Origin of the sequence: uncultured Lacinutrix sp., from assembly GCF_947500325.1 — a bacterium.
Taxonomy (GTDB): Bacteria; Bacteroidota; Bacteroidia; order Flavobacteriales; family Flavobacteriaceae; genus Lacinutrix.
The window spans coordinates 1-24214 of the sequence record NZ_CANMRQ010000013.1 but is presented as its reverse complement, the minus strand read 5'-3'; the positions used below and the strand labels follow the sequence as shown (position 1 = coordinate 24214).

Annotated in this window: 24 protein-coding genes; 10 read left to right on the top strand and 14 right to left on the bottom strand. The window is 29.0% G+C overall.

Annotated elements, in window-relative coordinates; genetic code table 11:
- Positions 1-109: 109 nt before the first annotated feature.
- The 4 genes from Q0997_RS14330 to Q0997_RS14315 all read left to right on the top strand — a co-directional run bounded on the left by Q0997_RS14330 (position 110) and on the right by Q0997_RS14315 (position 6742).
- Positions 110-475, top strand: coding sequence for a hypothetical protein (locus tag Q0997_RS14330; protein ID WP_299890030.1), 366 nt, complete (start codon positions 110-112; stop codon positions 473-475).
- A gap of 94 nt (positions 476-569) precedes the next feature.
- Positions 570-2192: a SulP family inorganic anion transporter gene (locus tag Q0997_RS14325; protein ID WP_299890029.1), complete on the top strand. Its 1623-nt coding sequence runs from the start codon at positions 570-572 to the stop codon at positions 2190-2192.
- An 85-nt stretch (positions 2193-2277) separates the two neighbouring features.
- Positions 2278-4443 (top strand): ATP-binding protein, encoded by a 2166-nt coding sequence (locus Q0997_RS14320; RefSeq protein ID WP_299890027.1) that lies wholly within the window; start codon positions 2278-2280, stop codon positions 4441-4443.
- Between the two features lie 157 nt (positions 4444-4600).
- A complete protein-coding gene (locus tag Q0997_RS14315; protein WP_299890024.1) occupies positions 4601-6742 on the top strand; it encodes an ATP-binding protein in 2142 nt (713 codons plus the stop codon).
- A 67-nt stretch (positions 6743-6809) separates the two neighbouring features.
- On the opposite strand, the gene Q0997_RS14310 is transcribed toward Q0997_RS14315, so the two are convergent.
- From Q0997_RS14310 to Q0997_RS14295, 4 genes are all read right to left on the bottom strand, one after another.
- Positions 6810-7256 (bottom strand): HEAT repeat domain-containing protein, encoded by a 447-nt coding sequence (locus Q0997_RS14310; RefSeq protein WP_299890022.1) that lies wholly within the window; start codon positions 7254-7256, stop codon positions 6810-6812.
- 61 nt (positions 7257-7317) lie between these two features.
- Positions 7318-7776, bottom strand: a complete 459-nt coding sequence (gene coaD, locus Q0997_RS14305; RefSeq protein ID WP_299890021.1) for a pantetheine-phosphate adenylyltransferase — start codon at positions 7774-7776, stop codon at positions 7318-7320.
- Positions 7777-7800: 24 nt separating this feature from the next.
- On the bottom strand, positions 7801-8406 hold the full coding sequence (locus Q0997_RS14300; protein ID WP_299890019.1) for a zinc-ribbon domain-containing protein: 606 nt from the start codon (positions 8404-8406) through the stop codon (positions 7801-7803).
- A 38-nt stretch (positions 8407-8444) separates the two neighbouring features.
- The gene (locus Q0997_RS14295; protein ID WP_299890017.1) at positions 8445-9419 is read right to left on the bottom strand and encodes a D-alanine--D-alanine ligase; all 975 of its coding nucleotides are present in this window, start codon (positions 9417-9419) and stop codon (positions 8445-8447) included.
- A 147-nt stretch (positions 9420-9566) separates the two neighbouring features.
- Here Q0997_RS14295 and Q0997_RS14290 point away from each other — a divergent pair, with 147 nt between their 5' ends.
- The 6 genes from Q0997_RS14290 (at position 9567) to Q0997_RS14265 (ending at position 14129) form a co-directional block, all read left to right on the top strand.
- Positions 9567-10124, top strand: a complete 558-nt coding sequence (locus Q0997_RS14290) for a PASTA domain-containing protein (protein ID WP_299890015.1) — start codon at positions 9567-9569, stop codon at positions 10122-10124.
- Positions 10124-11161, top strand: a complete 1038-nt coding sequence (locus Q0997_RS14285) for an RluA family pseudouridine synthase (RefSeq protein WP_299890013.1) — start codon at positions 10124-10126, stop codon at positions 11159-11161. The genes Q0997_RS14290 and Q0997_RS14285 overlap by 1 nt, the downstream gene beginning before the upstream one ends.
- Before the next feature lie 83 nt (positions 11162-11244).
- Positions 11245-11898, top strand: coding sequence for a VOC family protein (locus Q0997_RS14280; protein WP_299890011.1), 654 nt, complete (start codon positions 11245-11247; stop codon positions 11896-11898).
- A gap of 23 nt (positions 11899-11921) precedes the next feature.
- Entirely contained in the window at positions 11922-12680 is a 759-nt protein-coding gene (gene yaaA / locus Q0997_RS14275; RefSeq protein WP_299890009.1) for a peroxide stress protein YaaA, read from the top strand.
- 42 nt (positions 12681-12722) lie between these two features.
- Positions 12723-13445 carry a hypothetical protein gene (locus tag Q0997_RS14270; RefSeq protein ID WP_299890008.1) on the top strand — a complete coding sequence of 241 codons (723 nt, stop codon included), beginning with the start codon at positions 12723-12725 and terminating at the stop codon, positions 13443-13445.
- Positions 13446-13454: 9 nt separating this feature from the next.
- Positions 13455-14129 carry a uracil-DNA glycosylase family protein gene (locus tag Q0997_RS14265; protein ID WP_299890006.1) on the top strand — a complete coding sequence of 225 codons (675 nt, stop codon included), beginning with the start codon at positions 13455-13457 and terminating at the stop codon, positions 14127-14129.
- Positions 14130-14167: 38 nt separating this feature from the next.
- Here Q0997_RS14265 and Q0997_RS14260 read toward each other — a convergent pair whose 3' ends face one another.
- The 10 genes from Q0997_RS14260 to Q0997_RS14215 form a co-directional block, all read right to left on the bottom strand.
- Complete coding sequence (locus Q0997_RS14260) at positions 14168-14497, bottom strand: hypothetical protein (RefSeq protein WP_299890005.1); 330 nt, start codon at positions 14495-14497, stop codon at positions 14168-14170.
- Between the two features lie 277 nt (positions 14498-14774).
- Entirely contained in the window at positions 14775-15425 is a 651-nt protein-coding gene (locus Q0997_RS14255; RefSeq protein ID WP_299890003.1) for a hypothetical protein, read from the bottom strand.
- 102 nt (positions 15426-15527) lie between these two features.
- Positions 15528-16706 (bottom strand): nitrate/nitrite transporter, encoded by a 1179-nt coding sequence (locus tag Q0997_RS14250; protein WP_299890001.1) that lies wholly within the window; start codon positions 16704-16706, stop codon positions 15528-15530.
- 348 nt (positions 16707-17054) lie between these two features.
- Complete coding sequence (locus tag Q0997_RS14245; protein WP_299889999.1) at positions 17055-17816, bottom strand: HAD domain-containing protein; 762 nt, start codon at positions 17814-17816, stop codon at positions 17055-17057.
- A 162-nt stretch (positions 17817-17978) separates the two neighbouring features.
- Positions 17979-18566 (bottom strand): HAD family hydrolase, encoded by a 588-nt coding sequence (locus Q0997_RS14240; protein ID WP_299889997.1) that lies wholly within the window; start codon positions 18564-18566, stop codon positions 17979-17981.
- 176 nt (positions 18567-18742) lie between these two features.
- Positions 18743-19657: an alpha/beta hydrolase-fold protein gene (locus tag Q0997_RS14235; RefSeq protein ID WP_299889995.1), complete on the bottom strand. Its 915-nt coding sequence runs from the start codon at positions 19655-19657 to the stop codon at positions 18743-18745.
- 145 nt (positions 19658-19802) lie between these two features.
- Positions 19803-21026: a hypothetical protein gene (locus Q0997_RS14230; RefSeq protein ID WP_299889993.1), complete on the bottom strand. Its 1224-nt coding sequence runs from the start codon at positions 21024-21026 to the stop codon at positions 19803-19805.
- 180 nt (positions 21027-21206) lie between these two features.
- Positions 21207-21689: a hypothetical protein gene (locus Q0997_RS14225; RefSeq protein WP_299889991.1), complete on the bottom strand. Its 483-nt coding sequence runs from the start codon at positions 21687-21689 to the stop codon at positions 21207-21209.
- 261 nt (positions 21690-21950) lie between these two features.
- Positions 21951-22967 carry a hypothetical protein gene (locus tag Q0997_RS14220; protein WP_299889990.1) on the bottom strand — a complete coding sequence of 339 codons (1017 nt, stop codon included), beginning with the start codon at positions 22965-22967 and terminating at the stop codon, positions 21951-21953.
- A 160-nt stretch (positions 22968-23127) separates the two neighbouring features.
- Positions 23128-24120: a kinase gene (locus Q0997_RS14215; protein WP_299889989.1), complete on the bottom strand. Its 993-nt coding sequence runs from the start codon at positions 24118-24120 to the stop codon at positions 23128-23130.
- Positions 24121-24214 lie beyond the last annotated feature (94 nt).

Genomic DNA, 24214 nt, shown 5'->3' with positions numbered 1-24214 from the left:
TAATATTTTACTCAAACTTAATCAAAAAAAACTCATAAATACCAAGTGAATAATTAGACAATTCTTATTTTATTATATTTGATTGCTTACTTATCTAAACCAACCACTTATGAAAACTTTTAATTTACCTTTTGGTATAATTAATATTCTTAAAGAAAATATAGCTGAAGTTATTATTTCTGAAGGAGTAGAATTTGATAAACAAAATGTAGCTATTTATCACGATTTTTTACTTTCTAATTTAGAAAAACCTTTTTCAATCTTACTTAATAAAAAGCATTCTTACTCCTATACTTTCGAAGCGCAAAAAATTGTTGCTAGTTTAAAAGAAATGAATTGTATAGCTGTTGTAGCATATACAGAGGCACGTAAAATGGCAATAGAAACAATAATTAATATAAATAAACCTCTTAATATAAAATTGTTTGATTATAGAGAAGACGCTTTGAGTTGGATTGTTAGTAGCAATAGGTAATACTTTGATTATAAACCATTACAATACAAATATTACAATAAGCATTTGTGTATCTCTTAATTAAGCGTACTTTTGCAGCTTCAAAAAAGAGATAATGACAGCATTTTTTAGAAAACAAACGGCTAATGCCAAAAATGATATTTTAAGCGGACTTACTGTAGCTTTAGCCTTAGTGCCAGAAGCTGTAGCTTTTGCTTTTGTGGCAGGAGTAGATCCATTAGTAGGTTTGTATGCCGCATTTATGATTGGTTTAATTACTTCTATTTTTGGCGGAAGACCAGGCATGATTAGTGGTGCAACTGGAGCACTAGCAGTAGTAATGGTGTCTTTAGTCGCTGAAGGAAATGATATGGGAGCAGCTGGAGAAAATCTAGGCTTATATTACTTATTTGTAACTGTTATTTTAATGGGTATTATACAAATGCTTGCTGGAGTTTTTAAACTCGGTAAGTTTGTAAGATTGATACCACATCCTGTTATGATGGGGTTTGTAAACGGCCTAGCAATTGTTATTTTCTTATCGCAATTAGGTATGTTTAAAGAAACTATTGGAGATGAAAAAGTATGGATGCAAGGTCAGCCACTTTGGATTATGGTAGGATTAGTTGCTTTAACAATGGGAATTATGTTTGGTTTACCTAAACTAACTAAAAAATTACCAGAAGCGCTAATTGCTATCTTAGTAGTATCTGCAATAGTAATATTTGGAAATCTAGATGTAGCAACAGTAGGAAGTTTTATTAGAGATGGAGGAGGAACAGGTTTAAGCGGTGGTTTGCCAGAGTTTCAAACAGATATATTTAATAAAGTACCTTTTAATTTAGAAACGTTAAAATTTATTTTTCCTTATGCATTAATATTAGCAGCTATTGGTTTAATTGAGTCTTTAATGACATTAAATTTAGTAGATGAAATTACAGAAACTAGAGGGAATTCTAACAGAGAATGTTTAGCGCAAGGAGGCGCAAATATAATCACAGGCTTATTTGGTGGAATGGGAGGTTGTGCAATGATTGGGCAATCTTTAATTAATATAAAAGGAGGCGGTCGTGGTAGATTATCTGGTATTGTAGCTGCATTAGCTTTATTGGCGTTTATTTTATTTGCTTCGGGGTTAATTGAGCAAGTACCAATCGCAGCATTAGTAGGTGTGATGTTTATGGTAGTTATTGGGACTTTTGCATGGAGTAGTTTTAGAATACTTAACAAAATTCCTAAAAGTGATGTTATTGTTTTAATTGCTGTTTCTGCTCTAACTGTGGTATTTGATTTAGCAATAGCAGTAATTGCAGGTGTTATTATTAGTGCATTAGTTTTTTCTTGGGAAAATGCAAAACGCATTCGTGCACGCAAGAGAATGAAAGCAGATGGTACTAAAATATATGAAATATGGGGACCATTATTTTTTGGTAGTATTATAGCATTCAATGAAAAATTTGATGTTAAAAATGATCCTGATCATGTTGAAATTGATTTTGTAGAGTCGCGTGTAAGTGATCATTCTGCTTTAGAGGCTATTTTTAATTTAGTCGAAAAATATGAAGCAGAAAATAAGTCTATTAAATTAAAGCATTTAAGCGAAGACTGTAAAGAGTTATTATATAAGGCTAGCCCCAAATTTAGAGAAGTTATTGTTGAAGACATTGATGATCCTCGTTATCACTTAGCGGCAGACCCTGAGAAGTTCACCAAACCATTATCGGAATATAATTTATAGGATTTAGATTCAAATCAAATCGCTTGAAGTTGATTAAAGTATTTGTAAGTAGTTTTTATTAACTTACATAATATAAAATGTGCCTATGAAGTATGTGTGCTTTTGTTTGGTTGCAATTATGAGTATGGCGATTCCGGTATTTGCTCAACAGCAACCTAACTTACCTTCAGATGTAATGTATAAAGAAGTTGATAGAGCTTTTGAACTATTCCAAAGAAATAAATATGGTGAAGCTATAGAACTTAGTACTCAAGTATTAAATCATGCTAAAAGTACTGGTGATGACTATCTTAAAGCTAAGGCTTATAATGTATTAGGAAATGCATACTACTACATTGAAAAAGATTCACTTAGTTTTAATTACTTGTTCAAGTCTAAAGATTTATTTGTTAAATTAAAAGATACTTCTAAAATAATTATAGCATACAATAATATTGGTGTTAATTATAGAGTATATAAAGATTTAAATAAATCAAATACATACTTTAAAAAATCTTTAGATATAGCAGAAAAGAGTAATTCTAAAACAGCTTTAGTGTATCCTTTATATAATATTGGTGTTAATTTAATTGAGGGTAAAGAGGTTAAGCCTAAAGACTATAAAGAGAGTCTAAAATATTTAAGTAGAGCAGAAGCTCTAGCTGAAGAGCATTATCAAAAAAAAAGTATCAGAGGTGAGATTTTTGAAGTTTTAAGTTATGTCCATCATAAACTAGGAAATAATATAGAGTCATTAGAGTACTATAATAAGACATTAGATTTTGCTAAGAAATACAACTATATAGAAATTATTGCTAATGCACATTCTACCCAAGCAACTATTAATGAAGAGAAGAAAAAATTTAAAGAAGCCTTTTATGCTTTAGATAAATATACAATTGCTATAGATTCTGTTTTTTCAATAAAACAATTTGAAATGGCAAAACAGATTGAAGCAGATAACTTCTTAAGAGAGAATAAGATTAAATTAGAACTTATAGAAAAAGAAAAAAATACTCAAGATATACATATTGCAAGGTCTAGAATTTACAATACCATTTTAATAGTTTTTACTAGTGTATTATTTTTTCTTGCATTTTGGGGATTTAAAAAGAATAGAGAATTAAAAAAAGAAAAAGAAAAAGCAGAAGATTTATCAAGAGTAAAAAGTGATTTCTATTCAGAAATTAGTCATGAACTTAGAACTCCATTATATGCCGTTATTGAGTTGTCTAATTTGTTGCTTAAAGAGGATGTTAATATAAAACATAAAGAATACCTTGAGTCACTTCAGTTTTCCGGGAATCATTTATTGTCTTTAATTAATAATGTGTTACAATTAAACAAAGTTGAATCTGGAACTATGAAGGTTGAATTACTAGATTTTAATTTAAGACATATTATTTCAAATATAATAGATAGTCTTGAATTTGCTTTAAGAGATAGTAATAATATAATACACTTAGAGTATGATAATTCTATTCCAAAAGTAATTGTTGGAGATTCCTTAAAACTGTCTCAGGTTTTTATAAATTTAATTTCTAATGCCATTAAGTTTACTAATAATGGTCGCATAACAGTGAAAACAAAAACAGTTGAAGAATTAGAAAAGACTGTTAAAATTTATTTTGAAGTTACAGATACAGGTTTAGGTATTGCAAAAGAGAAGCAAGATCAAGTTTTTGAAAACTTTTATCAAGAACAAGCAAAAATAGAAAAGTCATATAAAGGTACAGGTTTAGGGTTGTCTATTGTTAAAAGGGTAGTCACTGCAATGGGTAGTGAAGTTAAAATTAATAGTGAAGAAGGAAAAGGGAGTACTTTTTACTTTGAATTAACTTTTCAAAAAAGTAAGAAAGATAGTATGCCAGTTGAGTTGTATTCTAATCAGTTAAAAGAAATAGTTGGTAGCAAAATTTTAATTGTAGATGATAATAAAATAAATCAACTAGTAACTAAGCGAGTGTTAGATCAACTAAAAATAAATTCTATGGTTGTCGACTCAGGAATCAAGGCGATAGAATTAGTGAAAGTTGAGCAGTTCGATTGTATTTTAATGGACTTAAATATGCCAGAATTAGACGGTTATGAAACTACAAAAAGAATAAGAGAATTTAATAAAGATATAGCCATCGTTGCATTAACTGCAGCAACAACAGAAGAAGTAGAAAGTAAAATATACAATTATGAAATTAATGGTTATGTTTTAAAACCTTTTATCACTGCTAATTTTGTTAATGTATTAAATAAATCAATGCGAAAAACAAGATAAATATTTCTTTATTAGTGGCTTATGGTTTGTTCGTTTATGGCACTTGATAAATGAGGATAATTTATAGTTCTACTGTTTAAATAAATTGTGAATTAAATTGTAATTTTTTTACTACATTGTTAATATAAAAAGCCCTGTATATGAAACACTTCTATTATTGTTTTGTTATTTATTCTCTATACAGAGTTATGTTAATGCTCAAGAGCTTACAAAAGCTCAATTAGATTCTGTAACAATTATTATAAAAAATGCTTTCGACTTAAGCCAACAAAGTAAACACAGTGAGGCAATTAAAGTAGGTAGTGAAGTATTAGAGTATGCAAAAAATCACAAAAGTGATTTTTTAAAAGCAAAAGCATTAAATGTTTTAGGAGTTTCTTATTATGCTTTAGGAGAATCAGATAAATCTTTAGAATATTTTTTTAATGCTAAAAAACTATATGAGAAGATAAAGGATACGTCTAGAATTATAGTTATACACAATAATATTGGCGCGTTATATAGGTACAAAGGTAATTACATAGAATCGAATTTATATTTTAAAAAAGCAATGGAAATTGCTGAAAAATATAAAAAGTATGACGCTGCAGTATATCCAACATTTAATATAGGTTATAATTTAGTTTTTGAAAAAGAAGATTATAATCAAGGCATTATATTTATAGAGAAGTCTTTACAATTAGCAAGTGTTGCAAACAATATTAAGTCGGAACGAATAAAAGCAGATGCTTATGAAGTTTTAGGTTACGCTTATTATAAAATAAAAAATAAAGCGAAATCTAAAATGTACTATGATAAAGCTATTGAGCAGTCTGAGGATAATGGCTATTTAGAAGCTTTACAAGCAATTTATAAGAGTAGAGCAGAGCTTTATGAAGAAGAAAAACAGTATGAAAAAGCTAATGCGTTACTTTATAAACTTATTAAAATAAACGATTCTATAACTAAAGTTGCAAAAATTGAGCAAATAAAGGAGATGGAAATTGAGTTTTCTGTTAAAGAGAATAAAAATAAACTAAAACTCATAGAAAGCGAGAAGGCTATTCAGGAAATGATTATTACTAAATCTAAAATGTATAATTTTATTTTAATAGCATTTATCCTTATGTTGCTTATAAATGCATATTGGATATTTAAAAAGAATAAACAGCTTCAACTAGCTAGAAACAAGGCCGAGAATTTATCTAAAGCGAAAAGTGATTTTTATTCAGAAATAAGTCATGAGTTAAGAACACCATTATATGCCGTAATAGAACTATCCAATTTATTATTAAAAGAGAATATAAATGTACAGCATAAAGAATATTTAGAATCTCTTAAATTTTCTGGAAATCATTTATTGTCTTTAATAAATAATGTGCTTCAACTTAATAAAGTAGAATCTGGAAAGATGAAAATTGAAATGATCGATTTCAATTTAAAAAATTTAACAATAAATATTATTGAAAGTTTAGAATATGCTTTGAGGGATAGTAATAATACTATTCACTTAAATTATGATAATACTATACCTAGTATAATAGTTGGTGATTCTTTAAAATTATCACAGGTTTTAATTAATCTAATTTCTAATGCAATCAAGTTTACTAATAACGGGAATATTACTATTGAAATAAAACAACTTGAAAATTATAAAGAGCAAGTTAAAATCTATTTTAAAGTTACCGATGATGGATTAGGAATCCCGAAAAACAAACAATCTCATGTTTTTGAAGATTTCCATCAAGAATATGCTAAAAATAAAAACTCATATAAGGGCACAGGTTTAGGTTTGTCTATTGTTAAACGTATAGTAGATGCTATGGGAGGAAAAATAGAAATTGAAAGCGAGGAAGGAAAAGGCGCGTCTTTTTTCTTTAGCCTTATATTTAATAAAACAGAAAAGATGAAATTGCCAATTACTCAGTACGAAAATCATTTAAAAGCTATTAATAATTGTAAATTACTAATAGTCGATGATAATAAAATTAACCAAATGGTAACTACTAAAGTTTTAGAGCATTTAAACATAGAATCTATAGCAGTAGATAGTGGAAAAAAAGCAATAGAAATTCTTAAAACTGAAACATTCGATTGTGTTTTAATGGATTTACATATGCCAGAACTAGATGGTTATGAAACTACAAATCTTATTAGAGAGTTTAATGAGGATATAGCAATAGTTGCACTTACGGCAGCATCAACGAACGAAGTGGAAAGCAAAATTAAGAACTCAAAAATGGATGGTTATATTTTAAAACCTTTTATAACAGAAGATTTCGTTAAAGCGATTAGTAATGCTATTGTTAGTAAAAAATAAATTATTTAACACCTGCTTTTATTGAATTGTTATTAGCACGGCGAGAATACTATTCAAATAAAAAAGGTTATCTCATAGACCGTTTTAATTGTTCTTTTACACGCTCAAAAGATTTTTTGCTAGTGCGTTCCCATCTATAGATTTTTATTTTTTTTCCTTTATTAGCTTCATTTCTTTTTTTATTATCACAAATATGTTTAGCCCAATTGAAACGCTTTTTTATTATAGTGTTTATAAGCTCATCATTAGAACCTATTTTTTCTAAAGCATTTAAAGCCGCAATAGAAACGTTTTTAACGTTATCATTTATGCTTTTAAGCAGTATAGGAATCGAAGACGGTTTTCCAATTTTTTCTATAGCTTCAGCAGCTAATTTTCTTGTTTTATAGTTACCATGTTCTAATGCATATTCTATTTTATTTAGCTCATTATTTTCCATCCAAAACAATATATCCTTTTCAGAAGGCTGAATAAGATTAGCTTTAAATAACAAATATGTAATTTGGTGAAACATGAAACTTTAGATAAATCATTCTACTAATTAGTATGAAATAAATAGTAAATGTTACAAGTTATTACTGTTTTACACGTACACTATCTGGAACAAGTTTAGTATAATCACCATTATTTCTAATAACATCTCTTACTATGGAAGATGCAATATAAGAAGTGCTAGCTGCAGTAAGTAAAAAGACTGTTTCTATAGGAGCTAAGTCACGATTTGTATGCGCTATGGCTTTTTCAAATTCAAAATCTGCCGGATTTCTTAAGCCTCTTAAAATAAATTCCACATCATTCTTTTTACAAAAATCAACAGTTAATCCTTTATAGCTTACTACTTTTATTTTAGGTTCATGTTTAAAGGCCGCTTTTATAAAATCCATACGTTCTTCTATAGAGAACATATATTTTTTAGAAGCGTTAACACCAATAGCGACTATAACTTCATCAAAAAGTGTTACACCGCGTTCTATAATATCGTAATGGCCTAATGTTATGGGATCAAAAGATCCTGGGAAAATAGCACGTTTCATTTTTCTTTATTTTGATTACTATATTTAATCTCTATCTATTTCAAAAATCGTTTCGTTATTATATAGTTCAATAATTCCTGCTTTAGAAATATGATATTCTTCATTTGTATAGTTTTTATCTACATCAATATCATTAATACCACTTTTTTTATCCACTTCATAATCATTAACTATTAAGTAAATACTATCACTAGTTACTTCTTTTACACGCATTGTAGAATAATAACCTTTTTCGCTCCCATCAATAGAATAAACATCTCCAATTTCTGGAGCATTAATATATTTTAAATTGTTGGCTTTGTTTTGGGACGAAGAGTACATAACAAAAGCAATTATTATTGCTATTACTCCAAATCCTGCAAAATGTTTAATAGGAACACCAGTATGTTTTTCTAATTCAAATTTATTTTGAATTTGTTGAGGTAATTCTTTTAACTTAAATGTCTTTTTACAACTATCACACTCTAAAATGTTTTCTTTTCCAATAGGAAAAAAAGGAATCCAATAAATATATGCGTATTTGCCAAAAACGCTGTAAGTCATATGTGTTTGGTTGTCACAATTTGGACAAGTAACATTACTTAATCGTCCATCTTTTAGCCTTGAAGCATTAGTGCCATAAAATATCATATAGTTAGTTTTAGGTTAGTGATATAAATGTACTATAATTATTTTAAAGCTTCTTCAATGGCGCTATCAAATAATTCTTCCATAGATATACCGGCTTCTGCAGCTTGTTGAGGTAAGATACTTTCGTTTGTTAATCCAGGTACAGTATTCATTTCTAATAAATGCGGTTCATTATCTTTAAAAATAAATTCGCTACGTGAGTAACCTTTCATTTTTAAAATGTCGTACACTTTTTTAGCCACAGTATTAACTTTTTCTTCTTGAATTTTAGTAAGTCTAGCAGGTGTTATTTCTTGCGATTTCCCTAAGTATTTTGCTTCATAATCAAAGAAATCATTATCACTTACTATTTCAGTAATTGGTAATACTTTTGTTTTTCCTTTATAAGTAATAACACCTACCGAAACTTCTGTGCCATCTAAAAAGGATTCAATAATTATTTCGTCATCTTCTTTAAATGCAACAGCAATAGCTTCTTTAAGATCTTGTTTTTTATGAACTTTAGTAATGCCAAAACTACTACCGGCTTTATTTGCTTTAACAAAACAAGGTAAGCCTACTTTGCTAATTATCTCGTCTTCATTTATTTTATCCCCTAGATTTAGATAGTAACTTTCGGCTGTTAATATACCATAAGGTTTTAAAGTACTTAAGCAATCTCTTTTATTAAAAGTCAAACTAGATTGGTACATATCACAACTAGTTTGTGGCATATTTATAAGCTTAAAATAGGCTTGCATAAAACCATCCTCGCCAGGAGAACCGTGAATAGCATTAAAAACACAATCAAAAGTAATTTTTGTTCCATTTACCTCTACCGAAAAATCATTTTTATTAATTGGATATTCTTTGTTATTTGCATCTACAAATACCCATTTGTCTTTAAAAATATGAATACGATAGGCATTGTATTTAGCTTTGCTTAAAGTATTATATACAACATTTCCACTTTTTAAAGAGATTTGGTATTCGCTAGAATATCCACCCATAATAATGGCGATATTTTTTTTCATTTAGACTAAATTTATTTTGGTATGTTTTTACTAATACAATAACTCTTGAGTAATTGAGTTTAGCTAAAATATCATTTATTTTATATCAAACGAAAAACCTTTTAGTTTTTATATATTTGTCCTACCATTTTTAACACGAATTTGTCCATGAGTATTATTAAGTTTTTAACCAGTAAAGTCTTTTTTAAACAATTAGCATTGGCTGCTATAGCTGTAATTGTTTTGTGCTTTTTAATATTAAAATGGTTAAATATAACAACCAATAATGGTGATTTTGAAACAGTACCTAATTTAAAAGGTAAGTCTATTGATATTGCTCAAATAGAATTAGACGAAAATAATTTGGTTATGGAAATTCAAGATTCGGCAAATTTTAATCCAGATTATCCAAAATATTCTGTTATCGATCAAGATCCTAAAGCAGGAGCTAATGTTAAAGAAAATCGTAAAATATATATTACACTAAATCCTTCAGGATATAAAAAAGTAGCAGTGCCAAATTTAGTTGGTAGAACGTTTAGACAAACTAAACCAACATTAGAAGCGCTAGGTTTTAAAATAGGAAAGACAACTTATATAGATCATTTAGGTAAAGATGAAGTAAGAGGTATGCGTTACCAAAATAGAAATATTAAAAAAGGCGAATTACTCCCAAAAACATCAACTATTGATATTGTTTTAGGTAATGGTAATCGCCCTCAATAATGGAAGATTATACACCAAAACAACCCGAAAGCGATAACGAACTATACGAGCATCATGCTTTTACTGTAGATAAAGGGCAAGCTCCTTTACGTATTGATAAATATTTAATGAATCGTATAGAAAATGCAATTCGTAATAAAATTCAAACAGCTGCCAAAAACGGAAATATATACGTTAACGATAAGCAAGTAAAATCTAATTATAAAGTAAAACCATTAGATAAAATTCGAGTCTTGTTTGAGCATCCGCCATTTGAAAACTTATTGGTTGGTGAAGATTTACCACTAGATATTGTTTATGAAGATGATACGCTTTTAGTAGTAAATAAACCAGCAGGCATGGTTGTACATCCTGGTCATGGTAATTATTCTGGAACGTTAATAAATGCTTTAATTTATCATTTTGATAACTTACCAATAAATTCTAGTGATCGCCCAGGATTAGTACATAGAATAGATAAAGATACTAGTGGATTGTTAGTGGTTGCAAAGACAGAGCACGCTATGGCGCATTTGTCTAAACAATTTAAAGATAAAACTAGCGAGCGTGAATATGTAGCTATTGTCTGGGGTAATATGGAAGAAGAAGAAGGTACAATAGAAGGTAATATAGGTCGCCATCCAAAGAATAGATTACAAAATACAGTGTATTTAGACGATGATGCGGATAAAGGGAAACCAGCTGTTACGCATTTTAAGGTATTAGAGCGATTAACATATGTAACTTTAGTGTCCTGTAAATTAGAAACTGGTCGTACACACCAAATTCGCGTGCACATGAAACATATTGGGCACACATTATTTAATGATGAACGTTATGGTGGAGAACGCATACTAAAAGGGACTACATTTACCAAATACAAACAGTTTGTAGATAACTGTTTTAAAGTTTTACCGCGTCAAGCATTACATGCAAAAACTCTTGGTTTTAAACATCCAGACACAGGAGAAATGATGCAGTTTAACACCGCGATTCCAGAAGATATGCAGCAATGCATAGAAAAATGGAGAGGTTATGCTACTCATGTAGATAGCTAGTCTATAATAAAAGCTTATTTCTATATAAAAACTATCAGTTTTAAAGCCTAGCATAGGTTATATTTCTCTTGTATTTTTAGAGTATGATAATAAGAGAAATTATACTTTTTACAAATAATCTTCAGGCGCAAAGACAATTTTATAAAACAGTCTTAAATTTTATAATTATTGAAGATAATGCTACTCATGTCTCATTTAAGACAGGAAATAGTATTTTAACTTTCCAATATAATGAGACGATAAAGCCATCTCATCTGGCATTTAATATTCCAAGTGATTCTATTTATCATGCCTTAAATTGGTTAAAAAAAAGAGTGAAAATTATTGATTATGAAGGCGAAGACATTACAGATTTTAAAGCATGGAACGCTAAGTCTATTTACTTTTATGATGCAGATAATAATATCATGGAGTTTATTGCCAGAGAAGCCATAACAATTAAGAATAATGAGAATTTTACTGCAGATTCTATTGTATCTATAAGTGAAATGGCAATTGCAGTAGATAATATAGAAGTGATATACAATCAAATTAATGCTATTAAATCAATTTCAATTTTTGATGGTAATTTTGATCGCTTTTGTGCCTTAGGAAATAGTGAAGGATTATTTATTCTTATTGATAAAAATAAAAAGAAATGGTATCCAACAATGACTGAGGCATTTACTTCAGATTTTATAATTAAAGGCGATTATAACTTTAGTTTTATAAATGGAAAAATTAAAGAATTATCGTAATTTAGTAACAGAAAAATTAATCTATGAAATTAGTAATATCACCAGCAAAATCTCTTGACTTTGAAAGTAAATTACCAACAACAAAAACCTCTGAATCTGGTTTTTTAAAACAATCTGAAAGGTTAAATAAATTGCTTAAAAAGAAATCTGCAAAAAGCTTATCTAAATTAATGCATATAAGTGATAATTTAGGCCAGTTAAATTACGAACGTAATCAAGATTGGCAATTGCCTTTTACTAAAGATAATGCCAGACCAGCAATGTATGCTTTTAATGGAGATGTATATAGAGGTTTAGATGCTTATACTATACCTAATGATAAATTAGATAAGGTTCAAGATACAGTACGTATTTTATCTGGCTTATATGGTGTTTTAAAACCATTAGACTTAATACAAGCTTATCGTTTAGAAATGGGAACTAAAATGCCTGTTGGTGTAAAGAAAAACTTATACGAATTCTGGAAAAAAGACATTACAAAAGCTCTAAATGAAGAATTAAAAGACGATGAGCTATTCTTGAATCTAGCTAGTGCTGAATATTTTAAAGCTATAGATTTAAAAACTTTAAAAGTGCCAGTAATAAATGTCGCTTTTAAAGAATTTAAAAACGGAGAATATAAAAATATTGCCATTTTTGCTAAGTTAGCTAGAGGTTTAATGTCACGTTATATTATAGATACAAATGCAAAAACATTAGACGATGTTAAAGCATTTAATTATGAGCGTTATGGGTTTAGTGATGCGTTATCTACAGAAAATAATTTGGTATTCACCCGGTAGTTACCGTTTCACTATCTTAGCCACTAAACATAACCTAACCTAATGCATTATTATCTTATTGTTGCTTTTCAAGCGTTTTGTATTTACCATTTAATTAAAAATAGAAATGATTATTATTGGATTTTTTTAATCATTTTTTTGCCAATTATTGGTTGTTTAATATACTTAATAACTCAGGTATTTAATAAACGCGATGCTAATAAAATTCAAGAAAGTATAACAAATATATTAGTGCCTACTAAGCGTGTTAAAGATCTTCAGAAGCAATTAGAGTTTTCAGACACATATCAGAATAAAGTTAATTTAGCAGATGCTTATTTTGATATGAAAGATTATAATAATGCTATAAAATATTATGAAGAGGCAAGTAAAGATGACAGCCAGAATAATTATTTTATAACGTCGCAATTGGTCATTGCCTATTATAAATCTGAAAATTTTGCACAATCCATTGCTTTAGCCAAAACAATACAATTACATGCTGAATTTAAAAAATCTAAAGCACAATTTACTTATGGTTTAGCTTTAGAAAAAACAGGGCGTTTAGATGAAGCTGAAGCACAATTAAAGAATATAGACCAACGATACGATAATTATGAAGAACGCTTGATATTAGCTAAATTTCTTTTAGGAAGAGATAAAAAAGAAAACGCTATAGAACTATTAAAAGATATTTCTGAAGAGTCAAAACACATGACAAAACCAAATAGGCAAAAATATCGTGCTACAGTTGCTGAGGTAGAGAAATTATTAAAAAGCATGTGATTTTTTATCATGTTTAAACATACACATCCATATCAACCATTTATTAAAAAAAATACCCAAAAGTTGATTGTGGGTACATTGCCACCGCCAAGATTTACTACAGGTAAGCTATTAGAGAAAGATGTTAACTTTTGTTATGGTAGTTATTATAATTCATTATGGTTATTTATAGACAAAATTCACAATCTTAATTTACGTTACGATAATTCTCAAGAAGCCATTAACCAGCGAAAAGATTTTCTTATTAAGCATAAAATAGGAGTTTGCGACATTGTTGAATCTGCCGAGCGCGATAAAATTGATGCTTCAGATTTAGGTATGATGAATATTAAACTAAGAGATCTAATAGGTTATTTAAAACAATATCCAAGTATAGATGCGCTTTTGTTTATTGGTGGGAATTCTAAAAATGGTCCAGAATATTTCTTTAGAAAACATTTAAAAGACTATAATTTAAAACTAGAATTAGTTAGAAAAGAAACACCAAAAATACATTCATTTGTCATTCAAAGTGAAAATGAAGACTCTATAAGTAGAATAATACAAACAGTCTCATTAACATCATCATCAGGCGCGGCTAATATATCTATAGGCAGTAACCCATTATACAAACAATTAAAAGCTAGTAATCCAGAGTTTACAACTTTCGATTTTCGAGTCATGCAATATCAAGAGTTTATTTAAAGTTTAATTCATTAATTAAACAGTATATACAAATCAAGTTATTTTAATCCAACACTTTTGTAATAAGCATTTAATTTGTCCTGTTCTTCTTGATTATGGATATGTTCAATTCTTTGTATTAGCCCGTGTTCATTTATGAAGAGTTTTTGTTTACATCTATGCGTGTGTTTTATTCCCTTATGAGTTAAGTAATCTGTAAAATGTACATAAAATTCATTACTTTTAAGGGGTTCTATTTCACTTTGTCCCCATTCGAGGTTATCTAGTTTTTGTCTTCCTTCAATCATATTCTGTTCATAAGACTGGCATATTTTTTCAGGACCAATAAGAACATCTTCTCCAATAAAATAGTTGCAGTCTTGACTCAAGAGTTTCTGTGTTAAATTAAACGCATCGTTGTCCAGCGATTGACCAAATTGTATAGCTATGTCTTTCATCTGTATTGTTTTATTAAATCAGATTGTGTACTTTATAATTAATAAAAATACTAAGAGTAGTGAGAAAAATAATAAGAACTCAATATTAATTAAGTAACACTTAGATAATATGTAGTAGTTTTTGTAATATTAGAACTATATAATAGGTTTTAATGTGCAAAGGATATTGAGTTTCATTATTACGAATTTATATAAAACGTCTTGTTTATTATTGGGCTTTCCAAAACTGTTTTATAGCAGCCAAAGCTTCTGCATCTATTTTAACTTGTTCACCAGTAGCATTGGCAATAATGCCAGATAATCCACCTCCAAATTTTACTTCCATATTTGCCGCATTCATTATAGTATCGCATTGGTGAAGACTAAAATCAAGAATACTACCTTCTTTTAATACTTTACTATAATTAATAGCAGGGTAGTTAGTATTAATTTCCTGTTTAAATATGTTATAATCATGAGTGCCATGAATTACTAAAACAAATTGCGAACCATCGCTATTAGCTTTAAAGCAAGCATCTATAATACATTTAGCAAGAGCATTGGCAGTAACCCCTATGCGCGATATAAATATTTTACCACCAATAAATGGTACGGCTATTTTATTATAGCCATTAACAGACATTAAGGTAAATGAGTTTTTTATAGAGTTAGCAATTGATGTTTCTGTAGGTTCAAAAATACCTCCGCTTTTTGTCATAGCACCAGTAGCAGCGTTTATAATAGCTTTCATGCCTTTAGAATATAAATTGCCAGATGTTGTTATCAAGGCAGAACCTCTTGGTAGCATAGGTTCTCTTCCTGCTGTTTCTAATGATTTATCTAATGTGGTGTCTTGTATAGCAATGGTTTTTTTAAACATGATATATAGATTTTACACAAAACTAAAGCTATTTATAGAGTTGTCTTAGAGTAGTTTTACTACAATGGGAAATAGGTGTTTTTACGTGTAATTAAAACATTATTAGTGTTTTATGTTTTCTTTTTTTAATAAGGCTATTAAGCCTAATATAGGACCTAAAGCTAACACAGTATATATATAAATTGGATTCATAACTTCATGTAAAAGTGTAAGAAGTTGAATGCTAATTATAGTTATAGAAAATCCAATACAATTTACAATGGTAAGTGCAGTTCCTTTCCACTTAGATGGTGCATTATTGGCAACTAGGGCAGAAAACAATGGAGAATCTGCAATAACAACCATACCCCAGAAAAATAAAAAACCAAATAGTATATTAACAGAGTCTATCATGAATATTAAAGGAGAGACTATACAGCATAAGCATGATAATAATAAAATTATCCGGGCTGTTTTTTTAGTTCCTATTTTTATAGAAAGGTAACCGCCAATAACACAAGAAATACCACCAACTCCAATTATTAAAAAAGATAGCATTGGTACGTTAAGGGTAGTATTAGGGTATATTGAACTATAGGTAGATAATAGTATTGGTACAAATGTCCAGAAAGCATACAATTCCCACATGTGTCCAAAATACCCAAATGCTGCAGCTCTAAAATTACTATTTTTAAATACTTTAAAAAAAACAGAGAATTCTATTTTTTGACTTGGATTTCTATAAGGACCATTAGGAACAAACATAATTATTAATATACCGCCAATAAGTGCTAAGCATGACGTACAAATTAATATAAACTTCCATGAAGATAGTGTTACTAGACCTTTAAGTAAATGGGGGAATGCTGTTCCTAATACTAATGCACCAACTAAAAAACTAAGCGATTTTCCAAGACCTTTTTCAAAATAGTCTGAAGCTATTTTCATTCCTATAGGATAAATACCTGCAAGAAAAAAACCTGTACCAAAACGAAATATTAATAGGCTAGTTAAATTATTATTGTCTAATAGCATTCCTGAATTAAATAAAGCTCCAATAATGGCACTTAAAAGAAATACTTTTGATGGAGAAAATCGATCTGCAATGGTTAAAATTGCAAATAATAATGTGCCAGAAATAAACCCAAATTGCACAGCAGATGTGAGATGACCTAAAGCGCTTTGATTAAGTTGAAAATTAGTTGCCAAGTTTTGCATTACGCCATTACCAGCAAACCAAAGTGATGTGCAACAGAATTGGGCGATTACAATTATGGGTAGTATTATCTTAGATCTTTTCACTATAGTTTTTAAAATTGTAGGCTTACCTATTTGGTTTGAAATGCATTATAACAGTTGACTCCAATATTATTTTTATCAAGAATTCAACTGTATTGCTCATATACCGTCTTCTCAATATGGTGAAATATTATGTCGCAATGCTAGTATTTTTCATTTAATTGCGAAATTCAGAAGTAAAAAAAAGAATTTTATTTTTCAAGATTATGTTTTCAAATGTTACACAACGGTCTAGTGTATGATTTCGTTGTGTGTTTAAGCACTAAAGTTAGCAAATAAATCACAGATAGAAAGTCCGCGAGGACTTTCGTAAGTAGGCTCTAACTAGCAATGAATTATACACATTGTTACCTACAGTTTTTTTAACATTCTATTCAGCCAAGATTCTTTTTCTAGTTGAACTGACTTTTTATTAGTTTTAATCAACTGCCATATTTCATCCGTAATCATAGGTTTTAGTTTGTCAATTTTCGCTTGCATTTCGGCTTGTATATTTTTTGAGTATTTTCCCGTATTTAATACACATAAACTATCTTCAATTTCCTCAATAATACTCCATTCACGTTCTGAAATTTTTTTTAAATCACTTTTCGTACCAGTCCTAAAATCAGTCATTACATCGTATTGTCCGTTGTATTTGGTATAAATTCTGTATTTATCAATTCCGATTAATTCAGTTATTTTTTGAGATGCTTCTTTTAGTTTTTCAGAATTAAACCCTTTTGTTAATTCGGTTAAAATTAAGTTTTCTTTTATCTCATTATTCAATCCGTTTAATGATTTATCATCATCGATAATTAGAAAATTAGATATTTTAAATTCCGCAATAAATTTTAATATTTCTTCTTTTCTGTTTTTACAATTAACGTATTCAGGCAAAAATCCAACGATATCGTTTTTTATTCCACGATTTTCAAAAATCACATTAAATTCCGCCAAGGTTTTTACTGTTCTCCTTGTCGAACTTAACCAGATATCAAAATCCGAAAGAGATAGAAGTTGGTTAAAATTCTCAACACAAGATTTATTAAATTCAGAATATCCATCCGAGTGAATTTGGTCAGCTTTCCACGATGGATTTGTTATTAGTACTCCATCTAAATCTAATATCAAAAGTTTCTTGTTTCTCAAATTGTATCTAATGAGTTTGTGTATGGTTAGTTGCTTTGTGACTAAAGATAACAAAAGGGGGCGAGTCTGAGGGAAATTCGGAGAGTTTTCCGATTGGCACAGAGAAATTCAAGCAATTGACTATACACGTTGTTGGCTACTGTATTATTTAAGATTGTTTCTCCAACCTCTTTTTTCAATTTTTCTAACGTTTGTTTTGTCTTTCAGAGTTTTCAAGTATTCGGATAGCGCTTTTAATTCATCATCATCTAGTTCACCTAAATATTCTTTTGGATAAATGGCGTTTCCAAAATTATCACTTGATTTGTGCGGAGTATCATCAATAATAAGGATCTTATCAAGACTAAATCCTTTTTTCTTAACCTTTTTTAAAGGCTTAATAAAATTATAATGATCTAAATATCGACTTTCATAATTACCAAAATTGTCTACGTTCAAAAACCTTTTAGGTTTACATCTGCTTCTTCCCCAAACAAACTCTAATTTCATTTCTTCAGGAAAAATAATTTTAACTACTTCTTCCACATAATCATCTGATGCAGATGACCAAACAGCCACTGAAAAATCATTCTTAATTTCATTTAGAAAGTGATTCAAATATGGTCTAAGATATACGTAATAGTTAAACACTTTAAAATCAGCTTTTCTATTTAATTCCGTTGGAGTAGCATGAACTAGAGTTTCATCAATATCAAGTACCAATAGTATTTTGTTTTCTTCTTTTGGATTCATTTATGAATGGTGACTAGATTTGATTAGATATTGTAGCCAACGGTTTTGTGTATGGTTAGTTGCGTGTTTCAGCAACTAATTTAGTAAACAAAAACGAACGCGAGAAAATTCTGAAGGAATTTTCCAAATAGGCAATTGCCAAAGCAATTAAATATACACGTTGTCGGCTGTAGTGTTTATTTTTTTCCATATAATGTTGTCAGTGTTCCTTTAAAGCAAAATGGAATTACAGACGTATGTGTTTCATTTCTATATATGTGCCAATCCATATCAATATTGTCATAGTTTCTTTTTTTAAGGAACATGCTAAATTTAATCATATTTGATACCATCATTGGGCTTTCATTTTCTCCGGTCGAAATAAATACTTTGGTTGGTTTAATTTCCCAAATTTTATTATTCGTGAATTTAATAATTGCTGGATCTAAAAATATTTCTTCATTAAGTTGAAATGAAGGACTATTTATTCCAAATCGAGTGAAGTAATTGTCAGAATTCAAAAAGCAGTATGCTGTAAATAAACCACCAAGAGAATGACCTGAAATTCCTTTGTCAGAATTAGTTTTATAGTGTTCCTCGATAAATGGGATTATTTCTTTTTTTAAGCATTCTAAAAATTTATCAGCTCCGCCAGTTTTGATAGTTCCTTTTTCCACACCAAAATTCTTCTCAAATTTTCTTTCACTTATTGTATCGCGATGTGGTGTGTAGTCATTAAATCGATTAATTTTTGATTCTATTCCATTTACCTTATGACTGATTCCAACGAGAATCACATCTTCGATTTTCTCAAAATCAATGTAAGATGATTCGAAATATCCAAATGTACTTTTGCCATCCAAAACATAAAGCACAGGATATGTTATACTGTCCTGAATAGAATAATTCTTTGGAAAAGACATATGAATTAAATAATCTTTATTTGTAATTTCAGATTTAATGATATGGTCTGGTTTAAAAAAAATTCGTCCTTTTGGGTCTAATTTTTGGCTAAATAAAGGGTTGCAAAAAATCAAAAAATAAAATGTTATAAATAATAAATTTGGTAGTTTCAAAAAGTTCATTTGTTTAATTCGGAGTTCTTTGCTCACATTACTGTCAACGTTTTTATGTATGGCTCGTTGCGGAAAATTAGCTATGATTTTCCACCGTAATTCGAAGGTAGCAAATTGCAATGAATTCTGATTAAGGAATTCAACCGCAATGAGCTATACACGTTGTTGGTATTTAGTTATTTTAAATAGTTAACCATCCAATTATTGATATATTTATATTATGCGGAGTTTTTATTTCCAGCCATTTGTTATTTTTTGAATGCCATATTTTTAAACCATTAATTTTTCCAGTAATTGTTCCGTCATACATTGCTAAATAGCTGTTTCTCGTATAAATTCTTTGGTTAGATTTTTGATTATAAGGTAGTTCTCCTATTTGTGTGTCTCTATAAAATAATTTTCCACCTTGTGTTTGCCTATAAAAGTTGTGACCTAGATTTTCGTATTCGTATTCCGAACATGTCATTTTAGAAATATTGATTTTAAACTTTCCTTTTTCACAAGAATAAATAATGTTTTTATCAATATCTTTAAAAAAGTATGCATTTCTAATAGATTGCTCAATGTCATTAATAGAGCATATTGTAGCTTCATCACTATTCTCAATATTAACTAATTTTATTGTTGCTTTATTTTTATTTATATGGCTATATAAAAAATTAGTATTATCAATCCAAAGCATTGGAACATCTAATTTTGCATTTGCGAATCTTTTTAGTAAAGTTCCTACGCCAGCATTTTTTACTACTATTTCTTTTGTACCATTCCTGTTTTCTATAAAAATTTTTTTTTGAAAAAGGTTATTTTGATTTATGAAGCTAGTTTTATTCAATTCAGTAGATTCTATTTCTATCACATGTGCAAAATCCTTTTTATTCGTATGATTCTCAACTGATAATTTGTAGTTATTATTACTGGAATAGTACTTTCTATTAGAAGAAAAAAAAGAATCTGAGACTTTTTTATATGTTCTATTTTTTAGGTTATATAAACCATATTCGTTTGGCTTATCCAGATAAAATATTAGTGAGTCTCCTTTTGAATATGAAAATGTGCTATTTTCAGTTTTTAAAATAGAGTTTGTTTTTATGTCTATTATATCTCCAACTCCAGTTATTATATATCTGTTTTTTAGAATTCGATTTATTTTAGAATAATAAACACTATCACTTGAAAAGGTATTTAATGTATCTACACTTTGCAAAATTCCATTTACTAATTTATATCTTAATAATGAACTTTTACGTTTGTAGATATCATAATAACCTATTAATAAAGAAGCTTCATCATTATTTTTATTAACTGATTTTCCCGAATTGTCAGTATAATTAATTGTTCTATTATCGATTTGATTACAAGAAATTGAAAACAGAATTAGAAGACTCAAATAAATTGATATTTTCATATTTGTAATATTCTATAGAGATGATTTCATAATGAATGTCAACGTTTGGTGTAAGGATAGTTGCGTGATTAAGCAACTAATTTAGTAAATAAATCACAGATAGAATATTTCGCAGGAATGTTCGTAAGTCGGCAGTGAACCAAGCAATTAATTATACATAGTGTTAGCTGTAGTTTTTTTTCATATATACAATTTCCAGTTACTGTCAGCTTTAAATCCGTGTTCAGGTTCTGAAAATTCCTTAATTTCTATTTTGTTTTTCATTTCATATTCGAAATGTTCAAGTTGTTTTTGTTTTAAATATTCCACTTTACTTTTTTCACTATTTAGATTCCAAGGTTTAGAGTCACAAACTTTACAAATATTGCTTCTTACAGCTATGATTCCACAAACTTCGCAAGATTTCAGAGAATCAATAATCAAATCAGCTTTTTTAAAGTCAAACTGCCTAAATGATTTAGGAATATTTTGGATAAATTCATACCAGCCAATTTGGTCGTCATTCAGAGCGATTTCGTTTTCAGCTGTTTTTACAATAAGGACTTTGTCATAACTCGAAAACCTTATTGATTTTATCTGATTCCATTTAATATTTTTAGGTTTTGCACCAAAAGGTTCATTTATTATAAAACCATTTTTAGTCAACTCAATGTCAGTTATCACATTCGACAACTTTTTGAAAAGAAACTTTCGCATTAAGTATCCTACCATAAGGTTTGTTTAAATTACAGCCAACGGTTTGTGTAAGAATAGTAAGGGATTTTGAAGGACTGAACTTTCGGTTTATCACTTAGCCAAATTTACAATTTTTCTTTTTTTTAATAGACACGCAAAATTGTAAATTTTGCGGACTTTGTAAAATGCACTGAACTTTGATTTAAGAACCAAAACCCTTATTTTTTTACACTTTGTTAGCCACTTTATTTATTTCCAATCTTTTTCTTTCAATAATTCAGCAATTTCTATTGTGTTTTTTTCTTTAATATTTTCAATTAAATAACTCAAATTAAAATACTTTTTCCCAAACAATCCATTTTTTGATGTTTTTTTGAAATCTGTTTTTTCAAAGTTAGTAACACAAAAGAATTTATGATTTTCTCTTATATTCCAACCTAAATTCACGTTTGCATCATTAATCATTTCGATAATGTTACTTTTTTGAGTTTCGGTTACACTTCCGTTGGTTGCATTTATAATATCTAATTTACCTTTTTCATTAAGATTTGCAGTAATAATATTTTCTATTTTTCCAATTCCTCTAACACTCTTGTTTTTGTATATTCCTAAATAAGTACAACTTGAATATCCTCTATCTGATGGGTCGTAATAAACATTGTTCTTAAAATTATCATTTAAGGTTTTTCCGCAAGCAATGGTTAACATTCTGTATTCATCATCTTTAATCATTCCAACTGAATAACAGAAACTTTCAAAATCGTCTATAATTTGTTGTAATTCAAAATCGTAGTCATTAATTACCTCATTAAACTTAAATACAATGTCTTTAAAAGTTACAGATATGAAACTAATTTTCGTGTTATTTTCTGCATTGTAATTAACTACTTGCTGCTCGATTTCTTTAATTTTATTATTCGAAGGTTTTTTAGGACTTAAACCTAAAAGAATAGAATATTTTTCATTTTTAAAACTATCTAAATGATTAACCAATTGGTTAATTGAAAATTTTTCAGATAGTTTTGTTTCGATTGCTATTTTAAAACTTTCTTGAGTTATTGAACCGTCAGGAATAGAGTTTTTTGCTTTAGTCTGTTGTTTAAACGAAATTCCTACATTAATATCTAAATCATTCGTTAATTCATTCAAGAACAGGTTGAATTTATAAGGAGATTGATTATAAAGACGAGAAAATAATAATAACGTATTATTTGTTATTACATTTTCTTTTTGGGAATATCTTTGAAAGTAATGTATTTCACTCATTTGGATCGTTCGTTTGTATTGTGGCCAACGGTCTCGGCTATGAGTAGTTGCGTGGTTTAGCGGTTAACTTTGCAAGTACACACCAAACTGAAAATCTGCGAGGATTTTCAGAAGTAGGCGAGAACAAGCAATTACTAATAGTCATTGTTGGCAACTGGTTTTATTTTCTTAATCTTTTATCGGCTAAAGCCAAATATTTCAATCCACTTTGGTCAAATATATTTTCCGCTCTTTCAATTTGTAGAGCAGAATAAACCGCATTTGCAAATCCAGGAAGTGCTCCTAAAATAGTTCCTGTTGTAGATGCTGATGCGATTCCTTGATAAGCACCAATTAAACCACAAACGGTACCGAACAAAATTCCATTGAACTTGCTTTCATTCATTTTAGCAGACAATTCATCTTTGCGCTGAGTTAATTCTGCCAATCGTGTGTAGAATAATGGTGTTCCTTCTATAATGTTTGGGTCAAGAGCAATTAATTCCACTTGAGTTCTAAATGCTTGCAATAAGTCAGTGTGTTTTTCTTTAAATTTTATTAGGCGATTTAAATCAATTTCTTGAGGAAATGGGATTAAACTCGTTAGAATTGTTTCTCTTTTTTCCTGTATTTTTTTAAAAGAATTTCGGTAATAAAATGGTTTTACATAATCCGTTGCTGGTAATCTATCGGTTTTAGCACTTATCAGTGTAGCTAAAAAATTCATTAGGTTGTTAGCTGTCTTTTTTTCCACCGAATACCAATTTCCTTCACTTCTTTCGGCTAAACCAAGTTGTTCTAATTGATAGAATATTTCTCCGTCAAATTTATCAGCGTGTATGTTTGCTTTAGGGAACTTATCTTGGTGAATATTTCCTCGATGTCCACTAATAAATCTTTTTTGTGCCTTTTTCAGCTTTTTTCTATTGTCGTGTATTAATTCAATAAAGGGTCGAGTAGATTCCCAAGGATTGTCTAAAACATCAATTGGGTTTATTGGTGTAACAAGTCCACTACGAACCATTTCAAGCATAAATTCATCATAGTTTTGTTCAGGTTCGTAAAAGTATTCTTGCGGAACAATTGAACCAATATTGTCATAATACAAAAGAGTCCTTAAGGTCCAATCTGTGCGAGGAACATCTATGTAAGGATAGTAAAGTAAGTTACTCATTCTGTTTGGTTTTTAACTGTTCGTTAAGATACATAGTTTACACAAGTTAAAGCTTATGTGTTTACACTAAATTAGTTTCTAACCTTGTCGATTG